Raw genomic sequence first — 25411 nt, forward strand, 5'->3', positions numbered from 1 at the left:
GGGGGCTCCGGGCGCGGCGCCCCACGGGGGTGTCGCCCCCGGCACGGCGGCCGTCCCACCCCCCCCGGGAGGTTTGGGGGTGGCCGGCCGGGGGCGGGGGCCGCCAACCCTCATACGTCCACAGGCGTGTGACCGGCGGGCTCCGGGGCGGAGGAATTCATGACGGGCCGGCGGCCGTGCCCTTCACCAGGCTCATGGGGCGCAGGTCGGTCCAGTTCCTCTCCACGTACTCCAGGCACGCGGCGCGGGTGTCCTCCCCGTGCACGACGGTCCACCCACCGGGCACCTCCGCGAAAGAGGGCCAGAGCGAGTGCTGTCCCTCGTCGTTGACGAGCACCAGGTATACGCCGTCCTCGTTGTCGAACGGGTTGGTCATGACCCCTCCCTCAATGAAAGTTAGGCAAGGCTAATCTAATTCAACAATCAAAGGCAACGTCCTCCCCATCAGGCCGTACCGGAATCGCGCCGAACCCCGGCTCGCCTCCTTTCGGCGTCCTCGTCGTGCGGGACAGACTGTCCTCATGACGGATGAGCCCACCCGACTGCTTCTCGACCGCTTCGTCTCCACCATCCGCCCGGCACTGCCGCTGGTCTCGGTATGGGCACACGGGTCACTCGCCGGGGGCGACTATCGGCCCGGCCACAGCGATCTCGACCTGATCGCCGTCCTGGAACGGCCGTGCACGGAGGCGGAGGAACAGTGGCTCGTGGACATGCACGAGGATCTGGACGGTGCGGTCCCCCTCGCGTCGGGACTGCATTGCGGCTACACGGTGGCCACGGAGTGGGACGACCCGGCGCGTTCGCACCTCACCTGGGCGCACGGGGAGATCATGCGCCGCCCGGTCACCCCCGTGACCAGGCGTGAACTGCACGACTTCGGGCTCGTCCTCCACGGAGAGCCGCCGGCGGCTCTCCTGCCGCCGGTCACCGACCGGCAGCTCGCCGACTTCGTCATCACCGACATGCGGGCTTTCTGGCGGCCGTCCCTGGACCGCCCGGAGTTGTGGACGCGCGACATCTGGGTCGATCTCGGCCTGCTGACCCTGGCCAGAGCGACAGCGACGTTGCAGGACGGCAGACTGATCACCAAGGGCGAGGCCCTCGACGTGCTCCACGGGCTCGGGGCGCCCGCAGAGCTCGTGGAGGACGTCCGACGGCGTCGGTACGGCGGTCCCGGTCCGGTTCCGGAGGGATGGATCGCCCGACGAGCGGAGTTGACACGCGCCTTCCTCGTGCCCGCGATCGAACGGACCGTGGCCGCGTACCGCCCCTGACCCGGCGCCGTCCGGAACGGCCCGTACGCCGGTAGCCGACCGCACCGGTCGCGTTGCCGCCGGCCGGATCCTCGGACGGAGCACGGGGCCCCGGCCTCGGCCCGTCGGTGCGACGGTCCCGCGGCGTGTCAGCGCCTGGTGGAGCAGGGGGCGCAGCAGGCCGGGGCAGGCTCGACGCAGATGGTGACGGTGTCGGCGTTGTTGGTGGGATCGGGGTCCTTCTCGTTGCCGGTGACGGTGGCGGTGTTGGTGATCCGGCCGGACGCGGTGGCCTTGGCGCGCAGTACGAGGGTGGCGGTGGCACCCTCGGCCAGGTCGCCCACCTTCCACTGTCCGGTCGCCGGGTCGTGGCTTCCGCGGGAGGGCGTGGCGGACAGGAAGACGAGACCGTCCGGGAGCCGGTCGGCGAGCGTGACACCGGTCGCCCGGTTGGGGCCGGCGTTCCGGACGGTGATCCGGTACGTCGTGGTCTGCCCGACGGTGACCGTGGTCGCGTCGGCGGCTTTCGCCACGGTCAGGTCGGCGGCCGGATTGACCTGGGTGACCGTCGCGTCGGACGTGGCGGTCAGAGGTTCGGGGGTCGGTCCGAGGCGGTTCTCGTAAGTGGCCGTGGCGGTGTTGGTGATCTGCCGGCCACCGCTGGCCCGGTCGATGGTGACCCGGTATTCCACGGTGGTGCCGCCCGGCAGGGTCTCGGTACTGGGCAGGCTGCCCGCCTGGGTGCCGGAGGCGCCGTTGCCGAGGTGGAAGACCGCCTTGTTTCCCCCGGCGTCGAAGTATGCCTGGTCGTCGCCGTTCCGGTCGGTCTTCGGTCCGGCGTTGGGGCCGTCGACGATGCGCAGGGACCCGGGCAGATACGTCGTACCCGCCGGAACGACATCGGCAAGGGCGAGGGAGTCCGCCGCGCCTCCCCCTTCGTTCCGGGCCGTGATCCGATAGGTGACGACGTCCCCCACGTCCAACGGCCCCGCGGGAACGGCGGTCTTGGTGAGCACCACGTGGGGAGCCGTGCCGAAGAAGACCCCGTCCAGGAAGTTGCCGACCGACTGGTTTCCGCCCGCGGCGGAGACGGAACGGAAGGCGAACCGGGTCAGCGTCTGGCCTGCCGGAACGATGTAGGTACCCGTGTAGTGGCCCCAGGCCGTGGTGCCGTCGGTGAAGCGTCGCTTCTCCACCACCGAGCCCGGGGCGCCGATGTCCAGTGCCATGGTGTCCTGGCCGGCTCTCCCCCGGTGGTGGAGCCGCCAGTACAGCTTGGTGCCGGGCGTGGTCGGCAGGTCCTGGTAGAGCGTGGCGACCTGGTTCGCGTTCAGTTCGGCGAACTGGGAGCCCTGCGCGGCCGGGACTCCGTTGAAACCGGAACGCCACAGTTCGATCATGTGATCGGTCGCGGTGGTGAGCCAGCCCGGTACCCGCTTGGCCGACTGCGTGCGCGAGGCATCCGGCAGAATCTCGACGTTGACGACGACGGGTTCCTCGAAGCTTCCGTTGACGAGGGCGACCCTGAGCGGGGCGGGAGGAGGTGTGGTCACTGTCTTCCCCTGAGTTCGGCGCTGCTGGAATCTCCCCATCGACCGGACCGTGGCCGCGAACCCCGGCGGAAGGGGGCCGACGGAAGGGGGACCGTTGAAGGACAACTCAACCGAAGACATACGGAAAGCCACGCATCGCGGCTCTTCGCCAATCCGGCCGCACCGGTTTGCCCGGGGGGTTCACCGGGATCCGTGACATGCCCCCGCGTCCGCCACCGTCTGCGCGTCACACACGGCCCACCTGGCACGCCTCTGCTCTGCCGTCACCCTCGCGAACGGCCGAAAAGGCTGCTCCGGCACCTCATCTGCGCCCACCGGAGGGGTGGGCCGTACCGCATCGAGTTGACGCCCCCGGTTCCACCGTCCCGTGGTCGGCGGCCGGCGACGGAATCCACCTGGTGCGGGACCGAGCGCCCCGGGCCTGCCGCACGGCCGGCACCGGCGCGAAACGCGCCGCTCCGGCGGGTCGCGGCGCGCGCCACGACGGACGCGGGCCCTGCCCGGTCACCTGGTGCCTCCGCCGGCGCCGGGCCGTCCCCTCCGCCGTGCGAGGAGGGGGCGGGTGAGCCGGTCACAGGGTGCGCGCGATGCTCCATCGCGGCAGTTGCTCGAAGAAGGCGACCGCGTCCTCCCGCCATCGGGAGCGCCAGCCGGCCGCCTCCGCCGAGGCCCGCTCCGCATGGCGTCGCATGTCTGCCTCCATCCTGGCCGGCACACCTCGGCGTTCGCCGATCTCCCGGACGGCGGCGATGGTCTCCGGCGTACCGGCCGCGTCGCCGAGAGCGTCCTCCACCAGGGCACGCTCGCTTCCGCTCACGACGGAGAGCAGGGCGCCGACGGTGTAGCTGCGCCTCCCGTCGCGCAGGTCGGTGCCGGTCGGCTTGCCCATCGTGGCGGCGTCCCCGAACAGGTCCAGGTAGTCGTCACGCATCTGCCCGCAGATCCCGACCAGCCGCGCGTACCGGCGCAGTTCCCGTTCGTAACGCGCGGGCTGCTCGCCCGCGGCGAGGAGTCCGAGTTGCAGGGGCGCGAGGAGGGAGTAGCGGGCGGACTTGTAGTCGGCCACACCGTGCAGGACGTCGTCGTCGGGATCGTCGGTGAAGTCCCGTTCCAGGTCGGCGATCTGCCCCATGAACGTGTCGGCTGCCGCCCGTGTCTGCACCTCGACCATGGCCTGACGCGTCGCGACGGGCAGTTCGGCGTCCAGGAGCACCTGGAGGGACAGCGCGAGCGCGAGGTCGCCGGCGAGCACGGTGAGGCCGAGGGCCGCCTGCGGATGGCGGGGGAACCTGTCGCGGTAGGCGTAGTAGGTGGAAGGACCGCCCCGGCGGGTGGGACTGTCGTCGATGAGATCGTCATGTACCAGGCCGTGGGTCTGCAGCAGTTCGATGCTCAGTGCTGCGGCGTCCAGTCCGTCGACGGGCTCGGTCGTCACCAGGCGGGCCGCCTCGTGGAGCAGGACGACCCTCATGCGTTTGCCGCCGCGCAGGGACAGATCCCGCAGCAGCCGCAGGCACTCCGGGGTGAATCGGCTGAACGACGGCACGTCGAGCCTGGTGCCCAACGTGTCGAAGTACTCCTCGAAGTGTGCGTGGAAACGGTGCTGGTGCAGCGCGGCACGCTTCAGCGCCCGCTCACCGAGGCCGGTGGTGTCAGTCATGACGTGGTCCTCCTGGTTCGTGGGCCCGCGGCCGTTCCGCCGGGCGGCCGTCAGCTCGCGACGGTGCGCAACGCCCGCAGTTCGGCCTCCTCGGCGCCGTGCGCCAGGAGGTAGCCGGACACGGAGCCGTAGTGGCTGCGGATCCAGATCATGGCGTGTTGCAGATGGGTCGCGGTGACGGGGCGTCGGCCGTGTCCGCGCTCTCGCCCGGTCTGCGCGTCGGTGAGCCCCAGCGCGGTGTTCGAGCGGAGGAAGTCCGCCGTGATCTCCGCCTCGGAGGCGCCCAGCAGAGTCTGAAGGACGGCGACGGTCACCCCGGTGCGGTCCTTGCCCGAGGCGCAGTGGACGAGGGCGGGCAACGCCCGCGGTGCGACGAGCCGTCGGACGACCGCGACCGTCGATCGCCCGGCGCGTTCGGCCATGGCGGGGTAGAGCTCCCGCTGGTCCTCGGGCCAGCGCTGCTCGGCGAAGACCGGGAAGTGGCTGTGCTCGTACCCGAGGTCATGGCGCAGATCGGGCCTGGCCGCGGTCTCCGGCACGCTGCGCAGGTCGATCACGCTGCGCAGACCGAGATCCTCCAGGTGCCGCGCGCCTTCCGGCGTCATGGCGTCCAGGGCACCGGAACGGTAGAGCACCCCGCGGCGAAGGGCTCCGACGCCGCCGGCGTCACGAAAGTTCCGGACACCCGGGATGGCGTGGACGGCAGGTTCGTGCCGGTCAGCGTCTGTGATCATCGAAGGATGATATGAGATTCGCCCCGCCCTCGCCGTGCCCGTGCCCGTGGCGGACCGTCCCCCGCACCCCCTCGGCAACGACGCTCAAGGGCGGCCGCCGGTGCGGTGATCCGCCGCGGGGGCGGCCGTCAGGGCCGTCCGGTATCCGGTCGCTGGGCGCGGCACCCCGCCGGCCGTCGACGACGCCCCCGCTTCGGTGCCGGTCGGCGCTGTCGAGAAGTTCCCGCCGGACCGGCGGCCGGTGGCCGGTGGCGGACGGCCGGGTGGGCCCGAGGACCTGGGAAGCCCTCGTCGGGTGACCCCGGCGGGCCCACGGCCAGGCGTCCCCGGACGAGGTGCGCGCTCAGCGGCCCGCCTCCGCGCGGGCCGTCGGACGCAGAGCGGCGTACTCCAGGGGTGCCGACGGGTCGATCGACACGTCCAGCGGGGCCGGCGCGGCGCCCGCCCGGACGAGGAGGTCACCGACGGCCGCGATCATCGCGCCGTTGTCCGTGCACAGCGCGCGGGGCGGCACACGCAGTTCGATGCCCGCGGCCCGGCAGCGCTCCTCCGCCAGCGCCCGCACCCGCGAGTTCGCGGCGACCCCGCCGACCACGACCAGGGTGCCGACGCCGTGCTCGGCGCAGGCCGCGACCGCCTTGCGGGTCAGCACGTCGGCGACCGCCTCCTGAAGCGCGGCGGCGCCGTCGGCGACCGGCAGTTCCGTGCCCGCGCGCCCCTCGGCCCAGCGGGCCGCCGCCGTCTTCAGCCCGGAGAAGGAGAAGTCGTACGATCCCGGCAGCGGGCGGGGGAAGGACACGGCGCGCGGGTCTCCGGTGCGCGCCGCTCGGTCGATGGCGGGCCCGCCCGGGTACGGCAGGCCGAAGACCCGCGCGACCTTGTCGAAGCACTCGCCGGCGGCGTCGTCGAGGGTGTCGCCGAGGTGGTGGATCGGATCGCGCGCGAGGTCGCGGACGAGCAGCAGCGAGGTGTGGCCGCCGGAGACGATCAGCACCACGCACGGGTCGGGCAGCGGCCCGTGTTCCAGGGTGTCCGCGGCGACGTGCCCGGCGAGGTGGTGCACCCCGTACAGCGGCACACCGAGCGCGTACGCCAGGGTCTTCGCCCCCGCCAGGCCCACCTGGAGTGCGCCCGAGAGGCCCGGCCCGGTGGTGACGGCGACCGCGCCGACGTCAGCGAGCCCGAGCCCGGCCTCGTCCAGCGCGCGCCGGACCACGGGCCCGACGGCGTGCAGGTGCGCGCGGGCCGCGATCTCGGGCACGACGCCTCCGTACCGCGCGTGCTCGTCCATGCTCGACGCCAGCGCATGACCCAGCAGCCGCCCGTCCCGGACGAGACCCGCGCCGGTCTCGTCGCAGGAGGACTCGATGCCCAGCACGATCGGAGAGCCCATGACCACCCTTTCCGCACAGTGATTGTTATTGCGAACAGTGTGCAACAAGCTGCTTCGTGGTACGCACCCGCATGAGGGCCCGGGTGCCTCCGCCCAGTAGAGTGCGCGACTGTTGCACCCCCGAAAACCCCTTCCGACCAGCACTCCCGAATCCCGAGGTGGCGAGCGTGACCCCCGCACGACCAGGCCCGTCCTCCGCCGTCACCGTCGTCGGGATCGGAGCCGACGGCTGGGAGGGTCTGCCCCGCGCCTCCCGCGAGGCCCTCGCCGACGCCGACGTCCTGATCGGCGGGCGGCGCCAGCTGGACCTGCTGCCGGCCCGGTGCGGCGGCGAACGGATCGCCTGGCCCTCCCCCCTGCGTCCCGCCGTCCCCGGCCTGCTCGCCGCGCACGCCGAGCGCCGGGTCTGCGTCCTGGCCAGCGGCGACCCGATGTTCTACGGGATCGGACGCGCGATCACGGAGGTGGTCGGCGCGGGAGCCGTCCGGGTGCTGCCGCATCCGTCCTCGGTCTCCCACGCCTGCGCCCGGCTCGGCTGGCCGGTGGAGGAGGTCGAGGTCGTGACACTCGTCGGCCGGCCCGCCGCCCGTCTCGCCGCGGCGCTGCACGACGGCCGTCGGCTCCTCGTGCTCGGCCCGGACGCCGGAACACCCGGTGAGGTCGCCGCGCTGCTGCGGGAACGCGGCTTCGGCCCGAGTCGGCTGCGGGTGCTCGCACAACTCGGCGGTGAGAAGGAACACACGACCACCGAGGCCACCGCCGACACGTGGCCGCACCCGGCCTGCGACCCCCTCAACATCGTCGCCGTCGAATGCCGCCGCGCCGACCACGCGCTGCGGCTCGGCGCCGTGCCCGGCCTCCCCGACGACGCCTACGAACACGACGGCCAGCTCACGAAACGGCATGTGCGCGCCGCCACGCTCGGCGCGCTCGCCCCCGCCCCCGGCGAACTGCTCTGGGACATCGGCGGCGGATCGGGCTCGATCGCCGTCGAGTGGATGCGCACCCATCCCTCGTGCCGGGCGATCACCGTCGAACGCGATCCGGTGCGCGCGGAGCGCATCACCCGCAACGCGGAACGACTCGGTGTGCCGGGACTGCGGGTCGTCACCGACGCCGCGCCCGCCGCCCTGACCGGACTCCCGGCCCCCGACGCCGTGTTCGTCGGCGGCGGACTCACCGCGCCCGGTCTCCTGAACGCCTGCTGGGAGGCGCTGCCCTCCGGAGGGCGGCTGGTCGCCAACACCGTGACGCTGGAGTCCGAGGCCCTGCTCGCGGACGCCCGTCGGCGCCTCGGTGGTGAACTGGTGCGGCTCGCCGTGGCGCACGCCGTACCCGTGGGCGGCTTCACCGGGTGGCGGCAGGCGATGCCGGTGACCCAGTGGAGCGTGGAGAAGACCGTCGATCCCCTTCCAGGAGCAGTCAGATGACCGTGTACTTCATCGGCGCCGGCCCCGGCGCCGCCGACCTGATCACGGTGCGCGGTGCTCGTACGCTCGCCGCCTGCCGGGTCTGCCTGTACGCGGGCAGCCTGGTCCCGCGCGAGCTGCTGGCCGAGTGCCCGCCGGGGGCGCGCCTTGTCGACACCGCGCGGCTCGACCTGGACGAGATCACCGCCGAACTGGTCCGCGCGCACGAGGAGGGACTCGACGTGGCCCGGCTGCACTCCGGCGACCCGTCGGTGTTCAGCGCGGTCGCCGAGCAGATGCGGCGGCTGGACCGGGCGGGCGTGCCGTACGAGGTGGTGCCCGGTGTGCCCGCGTTCGCCGCCGCCGCCGCCTCCCTGAAGCGGGAACTCACCGTGCCGACCGTCGGCCAGACGGTCATCCTCACCCGTATCGCCCACCGCGCCACCGCCATGCCCGACGGCGAGGACCTGGCCACCCTGGGACGCAGTGGTGCGCTGATCGTGCTACACCTGGCCGCCCGGTACGTCGACCGGGTGGTCGGCGAGCTCCTCCCGCACTACGGCGCCGACTGCCCGGCGGCCGTCGTCGCGTACGCGTCCCGCCCCGAGGAGCTGATCATCCGGGGCACGCTGGACGAGATCGCCGGGAAGGTGAAGGACGCCGGGGTGCTGCGCACCGCGGTGATCATGGTCGGGCGGACGTTGGGGGCCGAGCAGTTCCGCGACAGCCACCTGTACTCCGCGGAGCGCGAACGCCACGAGTGCTGACGCCCCGGGGCGGCTCCGGGCCGTGGCGCTGTCGTCGGTCCGGCACAACCGCGCGCGGTGTCGGCCGCGGCGCGTCACCGCCCGGCCGGAAGGCCCGCCGTGCCGCGCCGGGCGGCGCTAAGCGATCGCGCTGCGTCCCACGACCGTGCCGGCCCGGTCGACGCAGATGACGTCGACCTCGACCGGCGCACCGCGCAGGACTGCCAGCGCCTCGTCGCGGGCCGCCGCGGCGACCAGGTCGCCGAGCGGCACCCCGGCGGCCGTGCACAGCTGGAGCGCGGCGAGGCCGGTGTTGGCCGCGGCCACCTCGGCGGCCAGGGGCTCGTCCGCGCCGCCGCGGCGGGCCAGTTCGGCGAGGAAGCCCTTGTCGACCTGGGAACGGGCGGAGTGCAGGTCGAGGTGGCCTGCGGCGAGCTTGGACAGCTTGGCGAACCCGCCGCACACCGTGAGCCGGTCCACCGGGTGGCGTCGGACGTACTTCAGGACGGCGCCCGCGAAGTCGCCCATGTCGAGCAGGGCGTCCTCCGGCAGGCCGTACTCCGCGACGACCGTCTTCTCGGACGTCGACCCGGTGCACCCGGCGACGTGTCGACGGCCCGCCGCCCTTGCCACGTCCACGCCCCGCCGGATCGAGTCGATCCAGGCCGAGCAGGAGTACGGGACGACGACCCCCGTCGTGCCCAGGATCGAGAGACCACCGAGAATGCCCAGGCGCGGGTTCCAGGTGGAGCGGGCGATCTCCTCGCCGTGGTCGACGGAGACGGTGATCTCGACGTCGCCCGTGTCACCGTACCGTTCGGCGACCAGGGCCACGTGCTCGCGCATCATCGTCCGGGGAACCGGATTGACGGCTGGTTCCCCGACGGGCAGCGGCAGACCGGGACGGGTGACGGTGCCGACACCGGGACCCGCCCGGAAGACGACGCCCGAACCGGCGGGCAGCCGCCGCACCGTGGCCCGGACCAGCGCGCCGTGCGTGACGTCCGGGTCGTCGCCCGCGTCCTTCACCACCCCGGCCATCGCGTACTCGCCGGCCAGTTCCTCGGCCGCCAGCGCGAACGACGGCGTCTGGCCCCTGGGCAGCGTCACGGTGACCGGGTCGGGGAAGTCCCCGTCCAGCAGGGCCGTGTACGCGGCCGTGGCGGCGGCGGTCGCGCAGGCGCCCGTGGTCCATCCCGGCCGCAGGCCGGTGTGCTTCAGTTGGGCCGAGCGGCCGCCCTTCGGCTCGCCGCCGCCCTGTGTTCCACCGCTCATGAACGGACCCGTACCTCCATGCACGTACTGATACTCGGCGGGACCACGGAGGCCCGCGCCCTCGCCGAACTGCTCCACGAAACGCCCGGCCCGACCGTGACGAGCTCGCTCGCCGGGCGGGTAGCCCGTCCCCGGTTGCCGCCGGGCGAGGTCCGGATCGGCGGGTTCGGCGGGGCGGAGGGACTTGCCTCGTGGCTGCGCGAACACTCCGTGGACGCGCTCGTCGACGCCACCCACCCCTTCGCGCGGACCATGAGTTTCCACGCGGCGCGGGCCGCCGTCCTCGCCCATGTTCCCCTGCTCGCGCTGCGCCGCCCCGGCTGGGTCCCGGTCGAGGGCGACCGGTGGCATGCGGCGGATTCGCTGGCGGAGGCCGCCGAACTGCTCCCCGGACTGGGACGGCGGGTGTTCCTCACCACGGGGCGGATGGGGCTCGCGGCGTTCGCGGACCTGACGGAACCGTGGTTCCTGGTCCGCTCCGTGGACGCGCCCGGGGCCCCGCACCCGCCCCGCATGGAGGTGGTGCTCGACCGGGGTCCCTTCACCCTGGACGGCGAGCGCGAGCTGCTGCGCCGCCACCGGGTCGACGTCGTCGTGACGAAGGACAGCGGAGGGGCGGCCACCGCGCCGAAGCTCACCGCGGCGCGGGAGGCCGGACTCCCCGTGGTCGTCGTCCGTCGCCCGCCGGTACCCGACGGGGTCCCGGTCGTGTCCGATCCGGCCGCCGCCGCCCGCTGGATCCTGGAGGGGACCGGCCCGCGCGCCGGCTGAGCGGGGGGCGCCCCGCCCGTACCGCTCAGTCCTCGGGGTAGCGGCGGGGCGTCCAGGCGATCTCCTCGCCGTTCCCCCGCCGCACGACCCGGGTCTGCGAGGAGCCGACCAGCAGCACCGTGCGCATGTCGACCTGGGCCGGGTCGAGCTCCCCGAGGCGGACGATCCGCACCTCCTCGGTGGCGCCGCCCACATCCCGTGCGACCACGACGGGGGTGTCCGGCGCCCGGTGCTCCAGCAGCAGCTCGCGTGCCTTGCCGACCTGCCAGGTGCGGCTGCGCGAACCGGGGTTGTACAGGGCCAGCACCAGGTCCGCCGAGGCCGCCGCCCGCAGCCGCCCGGCGATGACCTCCCACGGCTTGAGCCGGTCGGACAGGGAGATGGTCGCGTAGTCGTGGCCCAGCGGGGCACCCGCGCGGGCGGCCGCGGCGTTCGCCGCCGTCACGCCCGGCAGCACGCGCACCGGGACGTCCAGGTAGGCGGGCTGCGAGGCGGCCTCCAGAACGGCGGTGGCCATCGCGAACACGCCAGGGTCACCGCCGGAGACGACCGCCACCCGGCGTCCGCGCCGGGCCAGGTCGAGCGCGAACTCGGCGCGTTCGGCCTCGACCCGGTTGTCCGTGCCGTGCCGGACCTGTCCGGGGCGCACCGGCACGCGGTCGAGGTAGGTGGTGTAGCCGACCAGGTCGTCCGCGGCTGCCAGTGCCCCGCGCGTCTCGGGCGTCAGCCACAGCGGACCGGCGGGGCCGGTGCCGACGACGACCACCTCCCCCGGCTCTCTCGCCGGACGCCCGGCGTCCACCTGGCTGGGCAGTACGGCCACGGCGAAGTAGGGCACCGACTCGGCGTCCACCTCGGCGAGTTCGGCGGTCCGCTCGCCGTCCATGGTGGCCCGTTCCACGTACCGCGTCTCGCTCAGCCGTCCGGAGGCCTCCAGCGCGCGCCGTACCTTGGGGAACGTGCGCCCCAGCTTCATCACGACCGCCGTGTCCGTGGCGGCGAGCCGTGCGGTCAGTTCCTCCTCGGGCAGGGTGCCGGGCAGGATGGTCAGCACCTCCTCGCCCTCCACGAGCGGGGCGCCCAGGCGGGCGGCCGCGGCGGACACGGAGGTGACGCCGGGGACGACCTCGGTGTCGTACCGGTCGGCGAGCCGCTTGTGCATGTGCATGTAGGAGCCGTAGAACAGCGGGTCGCCCTCGGCGAGGACCGCCACGGTGCGGCCCGCGTCCAGGTGCGCGGCGAGCCTGGCGGCCGACCGGGCGTAGAACTCCTCCATGGCGCCCTGGTATCCGCCCGGGTGGTCGGTGCTCTCCGTCGTGACGGGGTAGACCAGCGGTTCCTCGATGTGGTCGGCGCGCAGGTGCCGGGCCGCGATCGACCTGGCGATGGAACGGCCGTGCCGGGCACTGTGGTAGGCGATCACATCCGCCTCGGCGATGACCTCGACGGCGCGCACCGTCATCAGCGAGGGATCGCCGGGACCGAGGCCGACCCCGTACAGCTTGCCGCTCATTCTTCCTCGCTCGCGATCGCGTTGAGCGCGGCGGCGGCGATGGCGCTGCCGCCCCGGCGGCCGCGCACGATCAGGTGCTCCAGGCCGGACGGGTGTGTGGTCAGGGCGTCCTTGGATTCGGCGGCGCCCACGAAACCGACCGGTACACCGATGACGGCGGCCGGACGGGGCGCGCCCTCCTCGATCATCTCCAGCAGCCGGAAGAGGGCCGTGGGCGCGTTGCCCACCGCCACGACCGAGCCCTCCAGCCGGTCCCGCCACAGCTCCAGGGCGGCGGCACTGCGCGTCGTGCCGAGCTTCGCCGCCAGTTCCGGGACCGCGGGGTCGGACAGGGTGCACAATACGTCGTTGTCGGCGGGCAGCCGCTTGCGGGTGACGCCGCTGGCGACCATCCGCACATCGCAGAAAATGGGCGCCCCGGCGCGCAGGGCCTCCCGGGCGGCGGACACCACGGAGGGCGTGCAGACCAGATCCCGTACGAGGTCGACCATTCCGCAGGCGTGGATCATGCGGACCGCTACCTGGCTGATGTCGGCCGGCAGGGCCGCGAGGTCCGCCTCCGCACGGATGGTGGCGAAGGATTCGCGGTAGATCGCCGCGCCGTCCTTCTCGTAGTCGTAAGTGGTCACCGTGGTCTTCTCGCTGCTCTCGGTCGTCGTACGGGTCATGAGGTGATCGCCGCCAGGGCGGCGGCGAGTCGGGAGGGGTCGTCCATCACCGCGGAGCGGGGTTCTCGTCCCGCCGCGTCGGTGGTGGACAGGTGGTAGCGGCCGTCCGGACCGGCGACGACGTCGATCCGGTCGCCGCGGGGGTGTCCGCAGCGGCGCTCGCAGCCGGACCAGTACAGGGGGAGGCCGCTGCGGCCCGCCGCCTCCAGGCCGCGTGCCGCGTCCAGCCGGACGTCGGCGTGGGACTTGGCGCATCCGGGCCGGCCGATGCAGGCGCCGACGCGCGGCCAGGGCGACGCGGGGTCGCCGACGAGTCCGGTGGCGGTGAGGCGTGCGAGGCCGTCGGTCAGCCGGTCGGTGCTCGCTCCCGGCACGGGCACGACGATGCCTCGCCACGGGGTCAGTCGCAGCTCCGCCGGGGCGATCCGGACCAGCTCCCGCCACTGGGGCGGTGAGAGGCGGCCGAGCGGGACGTGCACGGACAGCGCGGTGCCCACGATGCCCGGCGGTGGACCGTCCGCGGTGCCGCCGTCCCGGGCACGCCCGTCGTGGGCGATACCGGCGGCCGTCAGCCGGGAGCGCAGCCGGTGCGTCAGCCCGGGCTCGGGCAGGCCCAGTTCGGCGACCCGCCAGGAGCGGGTCCCGCTCTCCCGGACCGCGTCCAGGAATGTCTCCGCGGCCACCAGCGCCGCCCGGGCCGCGTGCCCGGCGGTGACGCGCACCGCCGCGTCGCCCGGTCCCAGTGCGAGCAGGGCGCCGCCGTCCGCGGTCGCGCGCAGGGTGACGTCGGCGTCGAGACCGGTCACGTCCCCGCGTCCGTCGTCGAGCGCGAACAGGAAGCGGCCGGACAGTTCCCGTGCCGTCTCGCTCGCGCACAGCAGGGCGTCGAGGCCGGTCAGCCAGGGCCGTACGTCGCGCAGTCCGTGCCCGTCGAGGCCGGACAGCGGCGACGCGACGATGTTGCGGACCCGTTCGTGCCCGTGCGAGGGCAGCAGCCCGGCGGCGGTCAGCAGTTCGGCGAGCTCGGCTCCGCACCCGTCCGCCAGTCCGCGCACCTGGACGTTGCCGCGCGAGGTCAGGTACAGCCCGCCGTCGCCCAGCCGCTGTGCCGCGTCGGCGAGCGCCTCGGCCTGGGCCGTGGTGAGTACACCGCCGGGGAGGCGGACCCGGGCCAGAGCGCCGTCGTCCGCCCGGTGGAGGCGCAGCGAGCCCGGGCAGGCATCGCCACGGTCCCGTGAGACCGCTGTGGCCTGGGACGATGGTGGAAGCGCAGCCGTGGACATGGCGGCGAGCATACCCATCATCACACCGGCGGCACGCTCCGCCTTCTTCCGATGGGCCCTTACGAGCTGGGGAGCAGGAGGGGGCGGGCTCGCGACGCCCCCTCCTGCTCCCCAGCTCGTTACTATGCTCATCGGTGGATCACTCGATCCGCCATCGCCACGACGGCGACAGGGGAGGAAGCCCGGTGCGAATCCGGCGCGGTCCCGCCACTGTGAGCCCGCCCCCGAGGGGACGGGCGAGTCAGGAACTCCCGCCGTCCGACACCGCCCGGGGCGCGGACCCCGAGGAAGGCCAGACGCCGCATGCTCCTTCTCCTGTCGACGTCCGACACCGACCTGCTCAGCGCCCGTGCGGCGAGCGGCCCGGTCTCCTTTCGCTTCGCCAACCCGTCCCGCCTGGCACTGGACGGGCTACCGGCCCTGCTCGACGGTGTCGACCTGGTCGTGGTACGCCTCCTCGGCGGCATCCGGGCCTGGCAGGACGGCCTCGACCTGCTGCTCGCCGACGGCCGCCCGGTCGTCGTCCTCACCGGTGAGCAGGCTCCGGACGCCCAGCTGATGGCCGCCTCGACGGTTCCGGTCGGCATCGCCGCCGAGGCCCACGCCTACCTCGCCCACGGCGGTCCCGGGAATCTCGAACAGCTCGCCCGGTTCCTCTCCGACACCGTGCTGCTCACCGGCCACGGCTTCGAGCCGCCCGCGCCCGCCCCCACCTGGGGCCCTCTGGAACGAGTGGCCCGCGACGGCGTCGACGGCCCGACCGTCGCCGTGCTCTACTACCGCGCCCATCACATGAGCGGCAACACCGCCTTCGTCCATGCCCTGTGCGACGCCGTCGAGGAGGCCGGCGCACGGCCGCTCCCGCTGTACGTGGCCTCCCTGCGCGCGCCCGAGGCGGAGTTGCTCGACGAGCTCCGCGCCGCCGATGTGATCGTCACCACCGTGCTGGCGGCGGGCGGCACCCGGCCCGCAGAGGCGTCGGCCGGGGGCGACGACGAGTCCTGGGACGCGGGCGCGCTGACCGCGCTCGACGTGCCGATCCTCCAGGCCCTGTGTCTCACCGGTTCGCGTTCCTCCTGGGAGGAGAACGACGAGGGTGTCTCCCCCCTGGACGCGGCCAGCCAGATCGCCGTGCCCGAGTTCGACGGCCGCCTGATCACGGTGCCGTTCTCCTTCAAGGAGATCGACGCCGACGGTCTTCCCGCCTACGTCGCCGACCCCGAGCGCGCCTCCCGGGTGGCCGGGATCGCCGTGCGTCACGCCCGCCTGAGGCATATCGCGCCCGCCGACAAGCGCCTCGCGCTCGTCCTGTCCGCCTACCCCACCAAGCACTCCCGGATCGGCAACGCGGTGGGTCTGGACACCCCGGCCAGCGCCGTCGCCCTGCTGCGTCGGCTGCGCGACGAGGGGTACGACTACGGGGACACCGACGTCCCCGGTCTGGAGTCGGGTGACGGCGACGAGTTGATCCGGGCGCTGATCGAGGCCGGCGGCCACGACCAGGAGTGGCTCACCGAGGAACAGCTCGCCCGCAATCCGGTCCGTGTCCCGGCGGCCGACTACCGCCGCTGGTACGCCACTCTGCCCGAGGAGCTGCGGAACGCAGTCGAGGAGCACTGGGGTCCGCCGCCCGGTGAGATGTTCGTCGACCGCAGCGTCAACCCGGAGGGCGACATCGTCCTCGCGGCGCTGCGTCACGGCAATCTGCTGATCCTCATCCAGCCGCCGCGCGGTTTCGGTGAGAACCCGATCGCCATCTACCACGACCCCGATCTGCCGCCCTCCCACCACTACCTCGCCGCCTACCGGTGGATCGCCGCCCCGCGGGCCGACGGCGGTTTCGGGGCGGACGCCATGATCCACCTCGGCAAGCACGGCAATCTGGAGTGGCTGCCGGGCAAGAACGCGGGCCTGTCCGCCGCCTGCGGCCCCGACGCCGCCCTCGGCGACCTCCCTCTCGTCTACCCGTTCCTGGTCAACGACCCGGGTGAGGGCACACAGGCCAAGCGCCGCGTGCACGCCACCCTCGTCGACCACCTGGTGCCGCCGATGGCCCGTGCCGACTCCTACGGCGACATCGCGCGCCTGGAACAGCTCCTCGACGAGTACGCCCAGATCTCCGCCATGGACCCGGCCAAGCTCCCGGCCATCCGCGCCCAGATCTGGACCCTCATCCAGGCCGCCCGGCTCGACCACGACCTCGGTCTGGAGAACCGGCCCGACGACGACGGCTTCGACGACTTCCTGCTCCACGTCGACGGCTGGCTGTGCGAGATCAAGGACGCGCAGATCCGCGACGGCCTGCACGTCCTCGGCGCCCCGCCCGCCGACGGCGACCGCGTCAACCTGGTCCTCGCGATTCTCCGCGCCCGCCAGATCTGGGGCGGTACGACCGCCCTGCCCGGTCTGCGCGAGGCCCTCGGTCTCGACGAGTCCGCCGCCACCCGCACCACCGCCGACGAGGCTGAGGAGAAGGCCCGCGCCCTGGTCCAGGCGATGGAGGACGCGGGCTGGGACCCGGCCGCGGTCCCCACGGACCACGGTGAGCAGGTCGCCGCGATCCTGGAGTTCGCCGCACGCGAGGTCGTCCCCCGGCTCGCCGCGACCACCGACGAGATCGACCACGCCGTGCACGCGCTGGCCGGTGGCTTCGTCCCGGCGGGCCCCTCGGGTTCCCCGCTGCGCGGCCTGGTCAACGTCCTGCCGACCGGCCGCAACTTCTACTCCGTCGACCCCAAGGCCGTCCCCTCCCGGCTCGCCTGGGAGACCGGTCAGGCGCTGGCGGACTCCCTTCTCCGGCGCTACCGCGACGACAACGGCGACTGGCCGACCTCCGTCGGTCTCTCCCTGTGGGGCACCAGCGCCATGCGCACCGCCGGTGACGACGTGGCCGAGGCTCTGGCGCTGCTGGGCATCCGCCCGGTCTGGGACGACGCCTCCCGACGCGTCACCGGGCTCGAACCGATTCCGTACGAGGAACTGGGCCGGCCTCGCATCGATGTCACGCTGCGCATCTCCGGCTTCTTCCGGGACGCCTTCCCGCACACCATCGGCCTCCTCGACGACGCCGTGCGGATGGCCGCCGGACTGGAGGAGCCGGACGACGTCAACCATGTCCGGGCGCATGTGCGGGCGGACCTCTCGGCCCACGGCGACGAACGCCGCGCCACCACCCGCATCTTCGGCTCCCGCCCGGGAACCTACGGCGCCGGTCTGCTCCAGCTCATCGACTCCCGCGACTGGCGTACGGACGCCGACCTCGCCGAGGTGTACACGGTCTGGGGCGGCTACGCCTACGGTCGCGAACTCGACGGCCGCCCCGCCCGCGAGGAGATGGAGACGGCGTACAAGCGCATCGCGGTGGCGGCCAAGAACACCGACACCCGCGAGCACGACATCGCCGACTCCGACGACTACTTCCAGTACCACGGAGGCATGGTCGCCACCGTCCGCGCACTGCGCGGGACGGCTCCCGAGGCGTACATCGGGGACTCCACCCGGCCCGAGACCGTCCGCACCCGCACCCTCGTCGAGGAGACCTCCCGCGTCTTCCGCGCCCGGGTCGTCAACCCGAAGTGGATCGAGGCGATGCGTCGCCACGGCTACAAGGGCGCCTTCGAACTCGCCGCCACCGTCGACTATCTCTTCGGGTACGACGCCACGACCGGTGTGGTCGCCGACTGGATGTACGACAAGCTCACCGAGACCTACGTCCTGGACCCGGCGAACCGCGAGTTCCTGCAGCAGGCGAACCCCTGGGCCCTGCACGGCATCGCCGAACGGCTGCTGGAGGCCGAGTCGCGGGGGATGTGGGCCGAGCCCGATCCCGCCGTTCTGGAGGAACTGCGCAGGGTGTACCTGGAGACGGAGGGCGGTCTCGAGGGCGAGGACTGATCCGCCGTCGGGGTCGCGTCCGGTGGGCCACCGGACGCGGCCCCGCGGCGAGTCCGAGGAGTAGGGCGGCCCCGTCGTTCCTCCACTCGTTTCCGTACGGATGCGGTGGAACGGCGGGGCCGTTCGGCGCACGCGGCGATCGCGCCGCCGACGTCGGTGCGCCACCGTTCTTCGTGACGTGCCGGATGCGCGGCCGAATCGCGCCCTATCGGATCTGACGGCCCGTCCGGACCCTGAACCTCATGGGGGACACCACGACCTTCCCGACAGGACCGGACCGCCCCGACGACGATTTCCAAGCGCTCCGCGAGGGCGCCACGGCTCCCCGACCGCCCGAGCCGCCCGACTGCCCGCACTGCGGTCTCGGGCAGGACAGGTATCCCACCCTCTACGAAGGACACTGGGTCCTGCTGGAACCCGGCGTCACCGTACCCTCCCACCATCTGCCGCCCCGCCGACGATGGGTGATCGGTGTGGACGGCACCGCGATCAACACCTGGGACGCCGAGCCCACCCCCGGTGCGCTCTGCCGGGTCGTCCACTTCCTGGTCTGCCCCTCCCCCGTCGCCGGCGGGCGATGGCCCTGGCCCCGGGGCACGGCCCTGCGCGGCGAGAACGACCGACGCGCACAGCGCCTGTTCGACCTCCCCGGCCGGTGACAACCCGGTGACCGGGCGGGCCCGCCCGGTCCCGGCGGGGCCCCGCCGGTCCGGGCACAGGCGCCTCTCGGCGCGGGGCCCCTCACAGCGCCGCATCCGACTGCCCTAATTTTGCACACTGCGCAATATTGCATATGATGCATGTTTGTGAGTGCCGACGACCTGCCTCTCGGGCTGCGCGAACGCAAGAAGCGTGCGACGCGCGACGCCCTCACGCACGTCGCGCTGCGCATGGCGGCCGACCGCGGAATCGAGAACGTGACCGTCGAGGCGGTGACCGACTCGGTGGGCGTCTCCGTGCGTACGTTCTTCAACTACTTCCCGTGCCTGGAGGACGCGATCACCCGGCCCGACCAGGACAACAGCGAGCGGGTCCGCCGGGCCGTGCTCGACGCGCCGGGGGAACTCACCGCACTCGACGCCCTGCGCGAGGCCATCGGGCAGGAACTCGCCCATATCGAGGAGGATCACGAACGCTGGGAGCTCCAGGCGGCCGCGCTCCGGACGAGCCCGTCCCTGCTGCCCGGGTTCCTGACCGCCCAGTGCGCGGACGAACGTGCGCTGATCGCGGCCGTGGCGGAGCGCCTCGGCCAGGACCCCGAGTCCGACCTCCTCCCCCGGCTCCTCGCGCACGTGGCGATCGCCGCCGTACGTGCCGCCGTCGAGCTCTGGGTGGCCACCGGACAGACCCGCACGTTCGAGAGCATCTACCGCGAGGCGTTCACCTCACTGGCCGTCGGCCTGAACCGCTGAGACACCCGCCCACTCCCCTTCCGGGGCCCTTTCACCGAAGAATGAGGAACATCAGCCGATGACCGCTGCTGTCACACCCGACGCCGCCGGCGTGCCCAAGGACGCCCCACCGGCGATGGAGCGTCGCCACATACTTCAGGCCATGTCGGGCCTGATGGCCGGCATGTTCGTGGCCATCCTCGCCTCCACCGTGGTGGCCAACGCCCTGCCCAGGATCATCGCCGATCTGCACGGCAGCCAGTCCTCGTACACCTGGGTGGTCACCGCCGAGCTCCTGGCGATGACGGCAACCGTCCCGATCTGGGGCAAGCTGTCCGACCTCTACGACAAGAAGCTGCTCATCCAGCTCTCCCTCTCCATGTTCGTCGTCGGCTCGCTCGTCGCCGGCTTCTCGCACAGCGTCGGCCTGCTCATCGTGAGCCGTGTGCTGCAGGGCATCGGCGCGGGCGGTCTCACCGCACTGGCCCAGGTCGTGATGGCGGCGATCATCCCGCCGCGCGAACTCGGCCGCTACTCCGGCATCTTCGGTGCCGTCTTCGCCGTCGGCACCGTCGCCGGACCGCTCATCGGCGGTGTCCTCGTGGACACCTCCTGGCTCGGATGGCGCTGGTGCTTCTTCATCGGCGTGCCGTTCGCCCTGCTCGCCATCGTGCTGCTCCAGCTCACCCTGAAGCTGCCCACGGTCCGCCGGGAAGTGAAGATCGACTATCTCGGCGCCGTCCTGATCATGAGCGGGGTCAGCGCGCTGCTGCTGTGGGTGACCCTCGCGGGCAACCGCTTCGACTGGTGGTCCTGGCAGACCGCCGCCCTGGTCATCACCGGCGCCGTCCTGCTGATCGCCGCGGTCGTCGTCGAGTCCAGGGTGCAGGAACCGATCATCCCGCTGGACATCTTCCGCAACCGGACCGTGACGCTGACGACTCTGGCCAGCCTGCTGGTCGGTGTGGCCATGTTCGGCGGCACCGTGTTCCTCTCCCAGTACTTCCAGATCTCGCTCGGCAAGTCCCCGACCACGGCGGGCCTGATGAGTCTGCCGATGATCCTCGGCCTGATGGTCTCCACGACCGTCGCGGGCCAGATCATCTCGGCGAAGGGCAAGTGGAAGGGCTTCCTGATCGCGGGCGGCATCATCATGACGGCGGGCATGGGCCTGTTGTCCACGATCGGCGCGGACTCCTCGTTCGGACTGCTCAGCGTCTACATGGTGGTACTCGGTGTCGGCGTCGGCATGCTGATGCAGAACCTGGTACTGGTGGCCCAGAACGACGTCCCCGCGTCGGAACTCGGCGCGGCGACCTCGGTGCTGTCGTTCTTCCGCAGCCTCGGCGGGGCGATCGGCACGAGCGCTCTGGGCGCCGTGCTCGCCCATCGGGTGACCAGCGAGCTGGAGAAGGGCTTCGGCGGGGCCGCGGCCGGCGGGAACGGGGGCGGACACAGTGTGCCCGACCTCAGCACGCTGCCCGAACCGGCCCGGCAGGTGGTCGAGCACGCGTACGGCGTCGCGACCGCGGACGTCTTCCTGCTCGGAACCCCGTTCGCGGTTCTCGCCCTGATCGCGGTGCTCTTCATCAAGGAGAAGCCGCTCAAGACGCAGAGCGGTATGGAGCGGCTCGCGGAGGAGAGCGCCGCGGCGAAGACGGCGGGGGCTCCGACGCACTGACCTCGCGGAAAGCGAGGGGGGCCGCCGTGCCGCGGACACCGTGCGCGAAGGCGCCGGGGCGCCGCGCCCTGGAGGCCGCGCCGAGCGCGCGGCGGCCCCGTTCCCCCCGCTGTGCTCCGGGGCCTGCCCCGTCGCGGAGCACGCGGCACGACCGCGGGGTCCCGGCCGGACCGGCCGGGACCCCGGCGCACATCGCCGCCCGTCGCGGATTCACCGCGGGGTCCACGGCCCGGCCCGTCGTCACGAGCCGGCCAGCAGATCCTCCAGCGCCAGCGCCGTGTCCGGATGGCGGCCGACCAGCGCCGCGCCCGGCACCGGGCCGGGGCCCGCCGTCGCCCAAGCACCGTCGCAGCCCAACAGCTCCGCGACCGCGTCGCAGCTCGCGGGATGGGCGGCGAGAAGGGCGACACCGCGCTCCGTGTTCCCGTCCCGTCCCGGGCGCGCGGCTTCCGGCTCCGGCGGGACCCGCCACGGTGGAACCCACGCGTCCAGGGCCGCGAGCCGACCGGGGAAGATCCGTCCGGCCTCGCGGATCAGCAGCGGGGCCAGCTCCGAGCCGCCGGACCGCAAGGTGCTGATCAAGGTCGGCAGCCATGGCAGCAGCACCGGATCCGGCAGCCGTCCGAAAGCGTTCGACACGGCTTCCACGACGAAATCGGTGAGGCTCGGAACGGGCTCCAGCGCGTGGACGAAGCCGCTGAGATACCGCGGGTAAGCGGGCACCACCAAGGGATTGCCGAGCAGTTCGTCGCACCGCTCGCGCAGCTCGGCACGGGAGAGAAGTCCGAGATGCGTGCGGGCCGCCCACAGCAGGGCCGTCTTCGACGGCTCCTGCGGGTGCGACTGCGCCACCGCCAGCTCCAGCTGCGTCCGGTCGCAGCCCAGGGAAAGCGCCAGGCTCTCCATGCTGAACAGGAAGCCCAGCATCGCCGCCACCTGACGGACGCCCGCGTCGTCATCGGTGAACGCCGTCGGCAACAGCGTGCAGTAGTGGGCGTATCCGGCCTTGACGAAGGACTCGATCCACGGCGGCAGCACCGGCTCACTGGTGCGGTAGTACGCCAGCAGCCGACGTATTCGGCGCAGTACCTCCGGTGCGTCGTCGACGCTGCGTTCGGCCGAGAGCACCTCCAGGGCGTGGGTCCCCAGTTCGTCGGCGAGGCGACGGCTGCGCAGGTACAGCGTCGCGTCCTCGACGGCCACCAGGACGGTCGCCGCGGTGGCCTGCGGACCGTACGCGACGCGGCGCAGCCGTTGCTCCAGCACCTGCTCGATGCTGACGCCCTCGTAGCCGAGTTCGATGAGCGCTCGCTGATGGGTGCCGAGCGACAGGTCCCACGACTCCTGGATGGAACGTTCGCCGAGGCGGCGCTCGCCCATGATCGGCCGCGCCGCGCCCTGCGGCAGCAGGCGGCGCAGCATCCACAGCACGTCGGAGCACCGCTCCAGTTCCGGCGCGGAGGCGATGTTCAGCAGTGCGCGTTGCACGCCGCGCTGCTGGAGCTTCAGATTGAGCGGCGCGAGCCGGTCGTGGACGTCGCGGGCCAGCGGCGGCAGCGCCTCGTAGCCGACGCGGCCGATCCGGTCGCCGCCCATCATGATCTCCACCAGACGGCGCACGTCGCGCCGGCCCGGCACCGTGTCCTTCTCGATGCAGGTGACCGCGGCGTCCTGGAAGTCGTACGGCGTGGGCTTGGCCCGGTCGCGCATCCCTGCCAGCAGGATCGAGGTCTCGAAGACCGCGATGGCGTCGGCGGTGGAGGCGAGGTAGCCGTTGCGCCGCGCGGCGCGCACGATCTCCACGGACCAGCCGAGCAGTTCGGCCTCGTCCAGGCGGTCCAGCACGGGTGGTCGCCGGAGGAAGCCGGTCAGCTGGTCCGAGGCCGGTGCCTGCGGCTCGGGAGCCGCCGGCACGGCCTTCTTGGCCCTCGACTTCCTCGTTCCGGCCTGTCCCTCCAGGCGGAACGGCTTCACGCCGGTGCGTCGGGCGTTCTTCGCCCAGACCGTCGCGGCGATCGACACCGAGCCCGCGGCGAGGCCGAACTGTGCCTCGATCGCCGCGTGACTGGACGGGATCAGGCCGTGCTGCCATGTGGTGGCGGTGCGCGGACCGATCTCGAAGGTGTCGGCTCCGTCGGCGCCGAACTCGGCGACGCGGCTGACCGCGTGGAAGGCGCCGCAGACGTAGAGACAGTCGGCGGGATCGGTGCCGGTCTCGGCGAGGTGCTCGCGCATCCTGGTCCACATGTGGCGTTCGCGGTCCTCGTCGACACGGACCCGGTGGGGATCGCCGGGTGCCAGACGCCGGAACAGGCTGCCGATCAGGAGCATCACCTGACGGTAGGTGTCGTGGTCGGTGTCGCCGAGCGGCAGTTCGACGTACTGGTGCCACCACTCCGACCAGTGCCGCACCCTGCCGTGGCGCAGCAGGTGCTCCTCCAGTTCGGCGAAGCGCGGGCGCAGGTCGCCCATTTCCACGCCGAGCGCGTCGCCGTGCAGCGCCGCCTCCGCGTCGGCGGGTGGCGCGTCCGCCGCTCCGGTGGTGTCGCCGGACTCGGCGGAGTCCGTCCTGCGCGCGTCCCACTGGAACACATGGTCCGAGGAACGGTCGACGAGGACCAGTTCGACGCCGGGTGTGTCCAGCGCGTAGGCGATCGCCTGGTACTCGGCCGAGGCCTCGGTGATCGGTGCGACGACCGACAGCGGGGACCATTCGGCGGGGAAACCGTCGATCTCGGTCGCGAACGCCTGGACCGCCACCGGGAGGGTGCAGTTGCGCAGTTCGGTCAGCAGCGGCGCCATGTCCTCGCACAGCTCCAGGTACACGACCCGGGGCTGTTTCTGACGCAGGCGGCGGGCCATCGCAGTCGCCGAGGCGGGCGAGTGGTGGCAGACGGGGAAGATCTCCAACGGCTCGCGGACCGCGCGGTCGACGTCGTCGACCATGCCGAGGAGGATGCCTTCGAGAGCGCCGGGGCCGTCGGCGAACGCCGTGGCGGCCTCGTGCAGCTGTCCGCGCAGTGCTTCGAAGGTCGTCTCGTTCTCGCCGCTCATGACAGGGTGGCGATCGCGTCGCGGCCGCCCTCCAGGAACTCCGGCCAGGATCCGCCCTCTTCCTTGCTGCGGGGCTCGATGACGCCGTGCAGGTACTTGTTCAGTATGGCCAGGTCCTCGGGGTCTCGCCGGGCCAGTGACCCGACGAGGGAGGAGGCCAGCGTGCGGGCGGTCAGCGCGCGCTCGCCGAAGAAGTTGCTGTGCAGGATCGCGTCCTCCAGCACGCCGATCTGTTCGGCGGTCGACAGCGCGGATTCCAGCTTCTCGTCGTCGCTTCCGGCCGCGGCGGCCGACGCGCGCAGGTCGGCGAAGCTCTGGAGCAGCACGTCGAGCAGGGTCGGCGGGACGTCCAGTTCGATCCGGTGGCGGCGCAGCAGTTCCTCGGTGCGGAAGCGGACGATCTCCGTCTCGCTCTTCTTGTTCGTCACCACCGGGATGCGCACGAAGTTGAAGCGGCGCTTGAGCGCGGAGGACAGGTCGTTGACGCCCCGGTCGCGGCTGTTGGCGGTGGCGATGACCGAGAAGCCGGGCTTGGCGAAGACGATGCCGTCACTGTCCAGTTCCGGGACCGAGATGTACTTCTCGGACAGGATCGAGATCAGCGCGTCCTGGACGTCGCTGGTGGAGCGGGTGAGTTCCTCGAAACGGCCGATCGTGCCGGTCTCCATCGCGGTCATGATCGGTGAGGGAATCATCGACTCGCGCGACTGGCCCTTGGCGATGACCATGGACACGTTCCAGGAGTACTTGATGTGGTCCTCGGTGGTGCCTGCCGTTCCCTGCACGACGAGTGTGGAGTTGCGGCTGATCGCTGCGGACAGGAGTTCCGCGAGCCAGCTCTTGCCGGTGCCGGGGTCGCCGATGAGCAGCAGGCCGCGGTCGGAGGCCAGGGTGACGATGGAGCGCTCGACGAAGCTGCGGTCGCCGAACCACTTCTGGGAGATCTCCCGGTCCAGGCCGTCGGAACGCTCGGAACCCAGGATGAACAGGCGGACCATCTTCGGGGACAGACGCCAGGAGAAGGGCTTGGGGTTGTCGTCGACGGACTCCAGCCAGTCCAGTTCCTCGGCGTACTTGATCTCGGCGGGGGCGCGCAACAGGTCGGACATGTCAGAGGGGCCTTTCTCAGG

Annotated in this window: 19 protein-coding genes and 1 riboswitch; of the genes, 8 read left to right on the forward strand and 11 right to left on the reverse strand. The window is 72.6% G+C overall.

Going from position 1 to position 25411, the window contains the following annotated elements; translation table 11 throughout:
* Nucleotides 1-157: 157 nt before the first annotated feature.
* Nucleotides 158-376, reverse strand: a complete 219-nt coding sequence (locus ACF1CT_RS32800; RefSeq protein ID WP_391787648.1) for an MbtH family protein — start codon at nt 374-376, stop codon at nt 158-160.
* Nucleotides 377-521: 145 nt separating this feature from the next.
* On the opposite strand from ACF1CT_RS32800, the gene ACF1CT_RS32805 reads away from it, so the two are divergent.
* On the forward strand, nt 522-1277 hold the full coding sequence (locus ACF1CT_RS32805; protein WP_391787649.1) for a nucleotidyltransferase domain-containing protein: 756 nt from the start codon (nt 522-524) through the stop codon (nt 1275-1277).
* A 128-nt stretch (nt 1278-1405) separates the two neighbouring features.
* On the opposite strand, the gene ACF1CT_RS32810 is transcribed toward ACF1CT_RS32805, so the two are convergent.
* From ACF1CT_RS32810 to tsaD, 4 genes are all read right to left on the reverse strand, one after another.
* Nucleotides 1406-2809: a hypothetical protein gene (locus tag ACF1CT_RS32810; protein WP_391787650.1), complete on the reverse strand. Its 1404-nt coding sequence runs from the start codon at nt 2807-2809 to the stop codon at nt 1406-1408.
* Nucleotides 2810-3380: 571 nt separating this feature from the next.
* Nucleotides 3381-4469, reverse strand: a complete 1089-nt coding sequence (locus tag ACF1CT_RS32815) for a polyprenyl synthetase family protein (RefSeq protein WP_391787651.1) — start codon at nt 4467-4469, stop codon at nt 3381-3383.
* 50 nt (nt 4470-4519) lie between these two features.
* Complete coding sequence (locus tag ACF1CT_RS32820) at nt 4520-5203, reverse strand: tyrosine-protein phosphatase (protein WP_391787652.1); 684 nt, start codon at nt 5201-5203, stop codon at nt 4520-4522.
* Nucleotides 5204-5546: 343 nt separating this feature from the next.
* On the reverse strand, nt 5547-6596 hold the full coding sequence (gene tsaD, locus ACF1CT_RS32825) for a tRNA (adenosine(37)-N6)-threonylcarbamoyltransferase complex transferase subunit TsaD (RefSeq protein WP_391787653.1): 1050 nt from the start codon (nt 6594-6596) through the stop codon (nt 5547-5549).
* Between the two features lie 167 nt (nt 6597-6763).
* Here tsaD and cbiE point away from each other — a divergent pair, with 167 nt between their 5' ends.
* Together cbiE and cobM are read left to right on the forward strand one after the other, a co-directional pair.
* On the forward strand, nt 6764-8026 hold the full coding sequence (gene cbiE, locus ACF1CT_RS32830; RefSeq protein ID WP_391787654.1) for a precorrin-6y C5,15-methyltransferase (decarboxylating) subunit CbiE: 1263 nt from the start codon (nt 6764-6766) through the stop codon (nt 8024-8026).
* Complete coding sequence (cobM, locus tag ACF1CT_RS32835) at nt 8023-8772, forward strand: precorrin-4 C(11)-methyltransferase (RefSeq protein WP_391787655.1); 750 nt, start codon at nt 8023-8025, stop codon at nt 8770-8772. The genes cbiE and cobM overlap by 4 nt, the downstream gene beginning before the upstream one ends.
* 117 nt (nt 8773-8889) lie before the next feature.
* Here the strand turns inward: cobM and ACF1CT_RS32840 are convergent, their stop codons facing one another.
* Nucleotides 8890-10026: a cobalt-precorrin-5B (C(1))-methyltransferase gene (locus tag ACF1CT_RS32840; RefSeq protein ID WP_391787656.1), complete on the reverse strand. Its 1137-nt coding sequence runs from the start codon at nt 10024-10026 to the stop codon at nt 8890-8892.
* A gap of 18 nt (nt 10027-10044) precedes the next feature.
* Between ACF1CT_RS32840 and ACF1CT_RS32845 the strand changes: the two genes are divergently transcribed.
* Complete coding sequence (locus ACF1CT_RS32845) at nt 10045-10797, forward strand: cobalt-precorrin-6A reductase (protein WP_391787657.1); 753 nt, start codon at nt 10045-10047, stop codon at nt 10795-10797.
* A gap of 25 nt (nt 10798-10822) precedes the next feature.
* On the opposite strand, the gene ACF1CT_RS32850 is transcribed toward ACF1CT_RS32845, so the two are convergent.
* From ACF1CT_RS32850 to cobG, 3 genes are read right to left on the reverse strand one after another with little or no spacing between them, the layout of a single operon-like run.
* Nucleotides 10823-12310, reverse strand: coding sequence for a precorrin-2 C(20)-methyltransferase (locus ACF1CT_RS32850; RefSeq protein ID WP_391787658.1), 1488 nt, complete (start codon nt 12308-12310; stop codon nt 10823-10825).
* Nucleotides 12307-12978, reverse strand: coding sequence for a precorrin-8X methylmutase (locus tag ACF1CT_RS32855; RefSeq protein WP_391787659.1), 672 nt, complete (start codon nt 12976-12978; stop codon nt 12307-12309). The genes ACF1CT_RS32850 and ACF1CT_RS32855 overlap by 4 nt, the downstream gene beginning before the upstream one ends.
* Nucleotides 12975-14273, reverse strand: a complete 1299-nt coding sequence (cobG, locus tag ACF1CT_RS32860) for a precorrin-3B synthase (RefSeq protein ID WP_391787660.1) — start codon at nt 14271-14273, stop codon at nt 12975-12977. The genes ACF1CT_RS32855 and cobG overlap by 4 nt, the downstream gene beginning before the upstream one ends.
* A 162-nt stretch (nt 14274-14435) precedes the next feature.
* Nucleotides 14436-14512, forward strand: a riboswitch (cobalamin riboswitch).
* Between the two features lie 52 nt (nt 14513-14564).
* Between cobG and cobN the strand changes: the two genes are divergently transcribed.
* From cobN to ACF1CT_RS32880, 4 genes are all read left to right on the forward strand, one after another.
* Nucleotides 14565-18155, forward strand: a complete 3591-nt coding sequence (gene cobN / locus ACF1CT_RS32865; protein WP_391787661.1) for a cobaltochelatase subunit CobN — start codon at nt 14565-14567, stop codon at nt 18153-18155.
* A gap of 242 nt (nt 18156-18397) precedes the next feature.
* A complete protein-coding gene (locus ACF1CT_RS32870; protein WP_391787662.1) occupies nt 18398-18814 on the forward strand; it encodes a DUF6083 domain-containing protein in 417 nt (138 codons plus the stop codon).
* A gap of 147 nt (nt 18815-18961) precedes the next feature.
* Entirely contained in the window at nt 18962-19567 is a 606-nt protein-coding gene (locus ACF1CT_RS32875) for a TetR family transcriptional regulator (protein ID WP_391787663.1), read from the forward strand.
* 58 nt (nt 19568-19625) lie between these two features.
* Nucleotides 19626-21227 (forward strand): MDR family MFS transporter, encoded by a 1602-nt coding sequence (locus ACF1CT_RS32880; RefSeq protein WP_391787664.1) that lies wholly within the window; start codon nt 19626-19628, stop codon nt 21225-21227.
* Between the two features lie 240 nt (nt 21228-21467).
* On the opposite strand, the gene ACF1CT_RS32885 is transcribed toward ACF1CT_RS32880, so the two are convergent.
* Both ACF1CT_RS32885 and ACF1CT_RS32890 read right to left on the reverse strand, forming a co-directional pair.
* Nucleotides 21468-24281, reverse strand: a complete 2814-nt coding sequence (locus ACF1CT_RS32885) for a hypothetical protein (RefSeq protein WP_391787665.1) — start codon at nt 24279-24281, stop codon at nt 21468-21470.
* Nucleotides 24278-25390 (reverse strand): AAA family ATPase, encoded by a 1113-nt coding sequence (locus ACF1CT_RS32890; RefSeq protein ID WP_391787666.1) that lies wholly within the window; start codon nt 25388-25390, stop codon nt 24278-24280. Before ACF1CT_RS32890 ends, ACF1CT_RS32885 begins: the two co-directional genes overlap by 4 nt.
* Between the last annotated feature and the right edge of the window lie 21 nt (nt 25391-25411).

Source organism: Streptomyces sp. NPDC014734 (assembly GCF_043083325.1).
Lineage (GTDB): Bacteria > Actinomycetota > Actinomycetes > Streptomycetales > Streptomycetaceae > Streptomyces.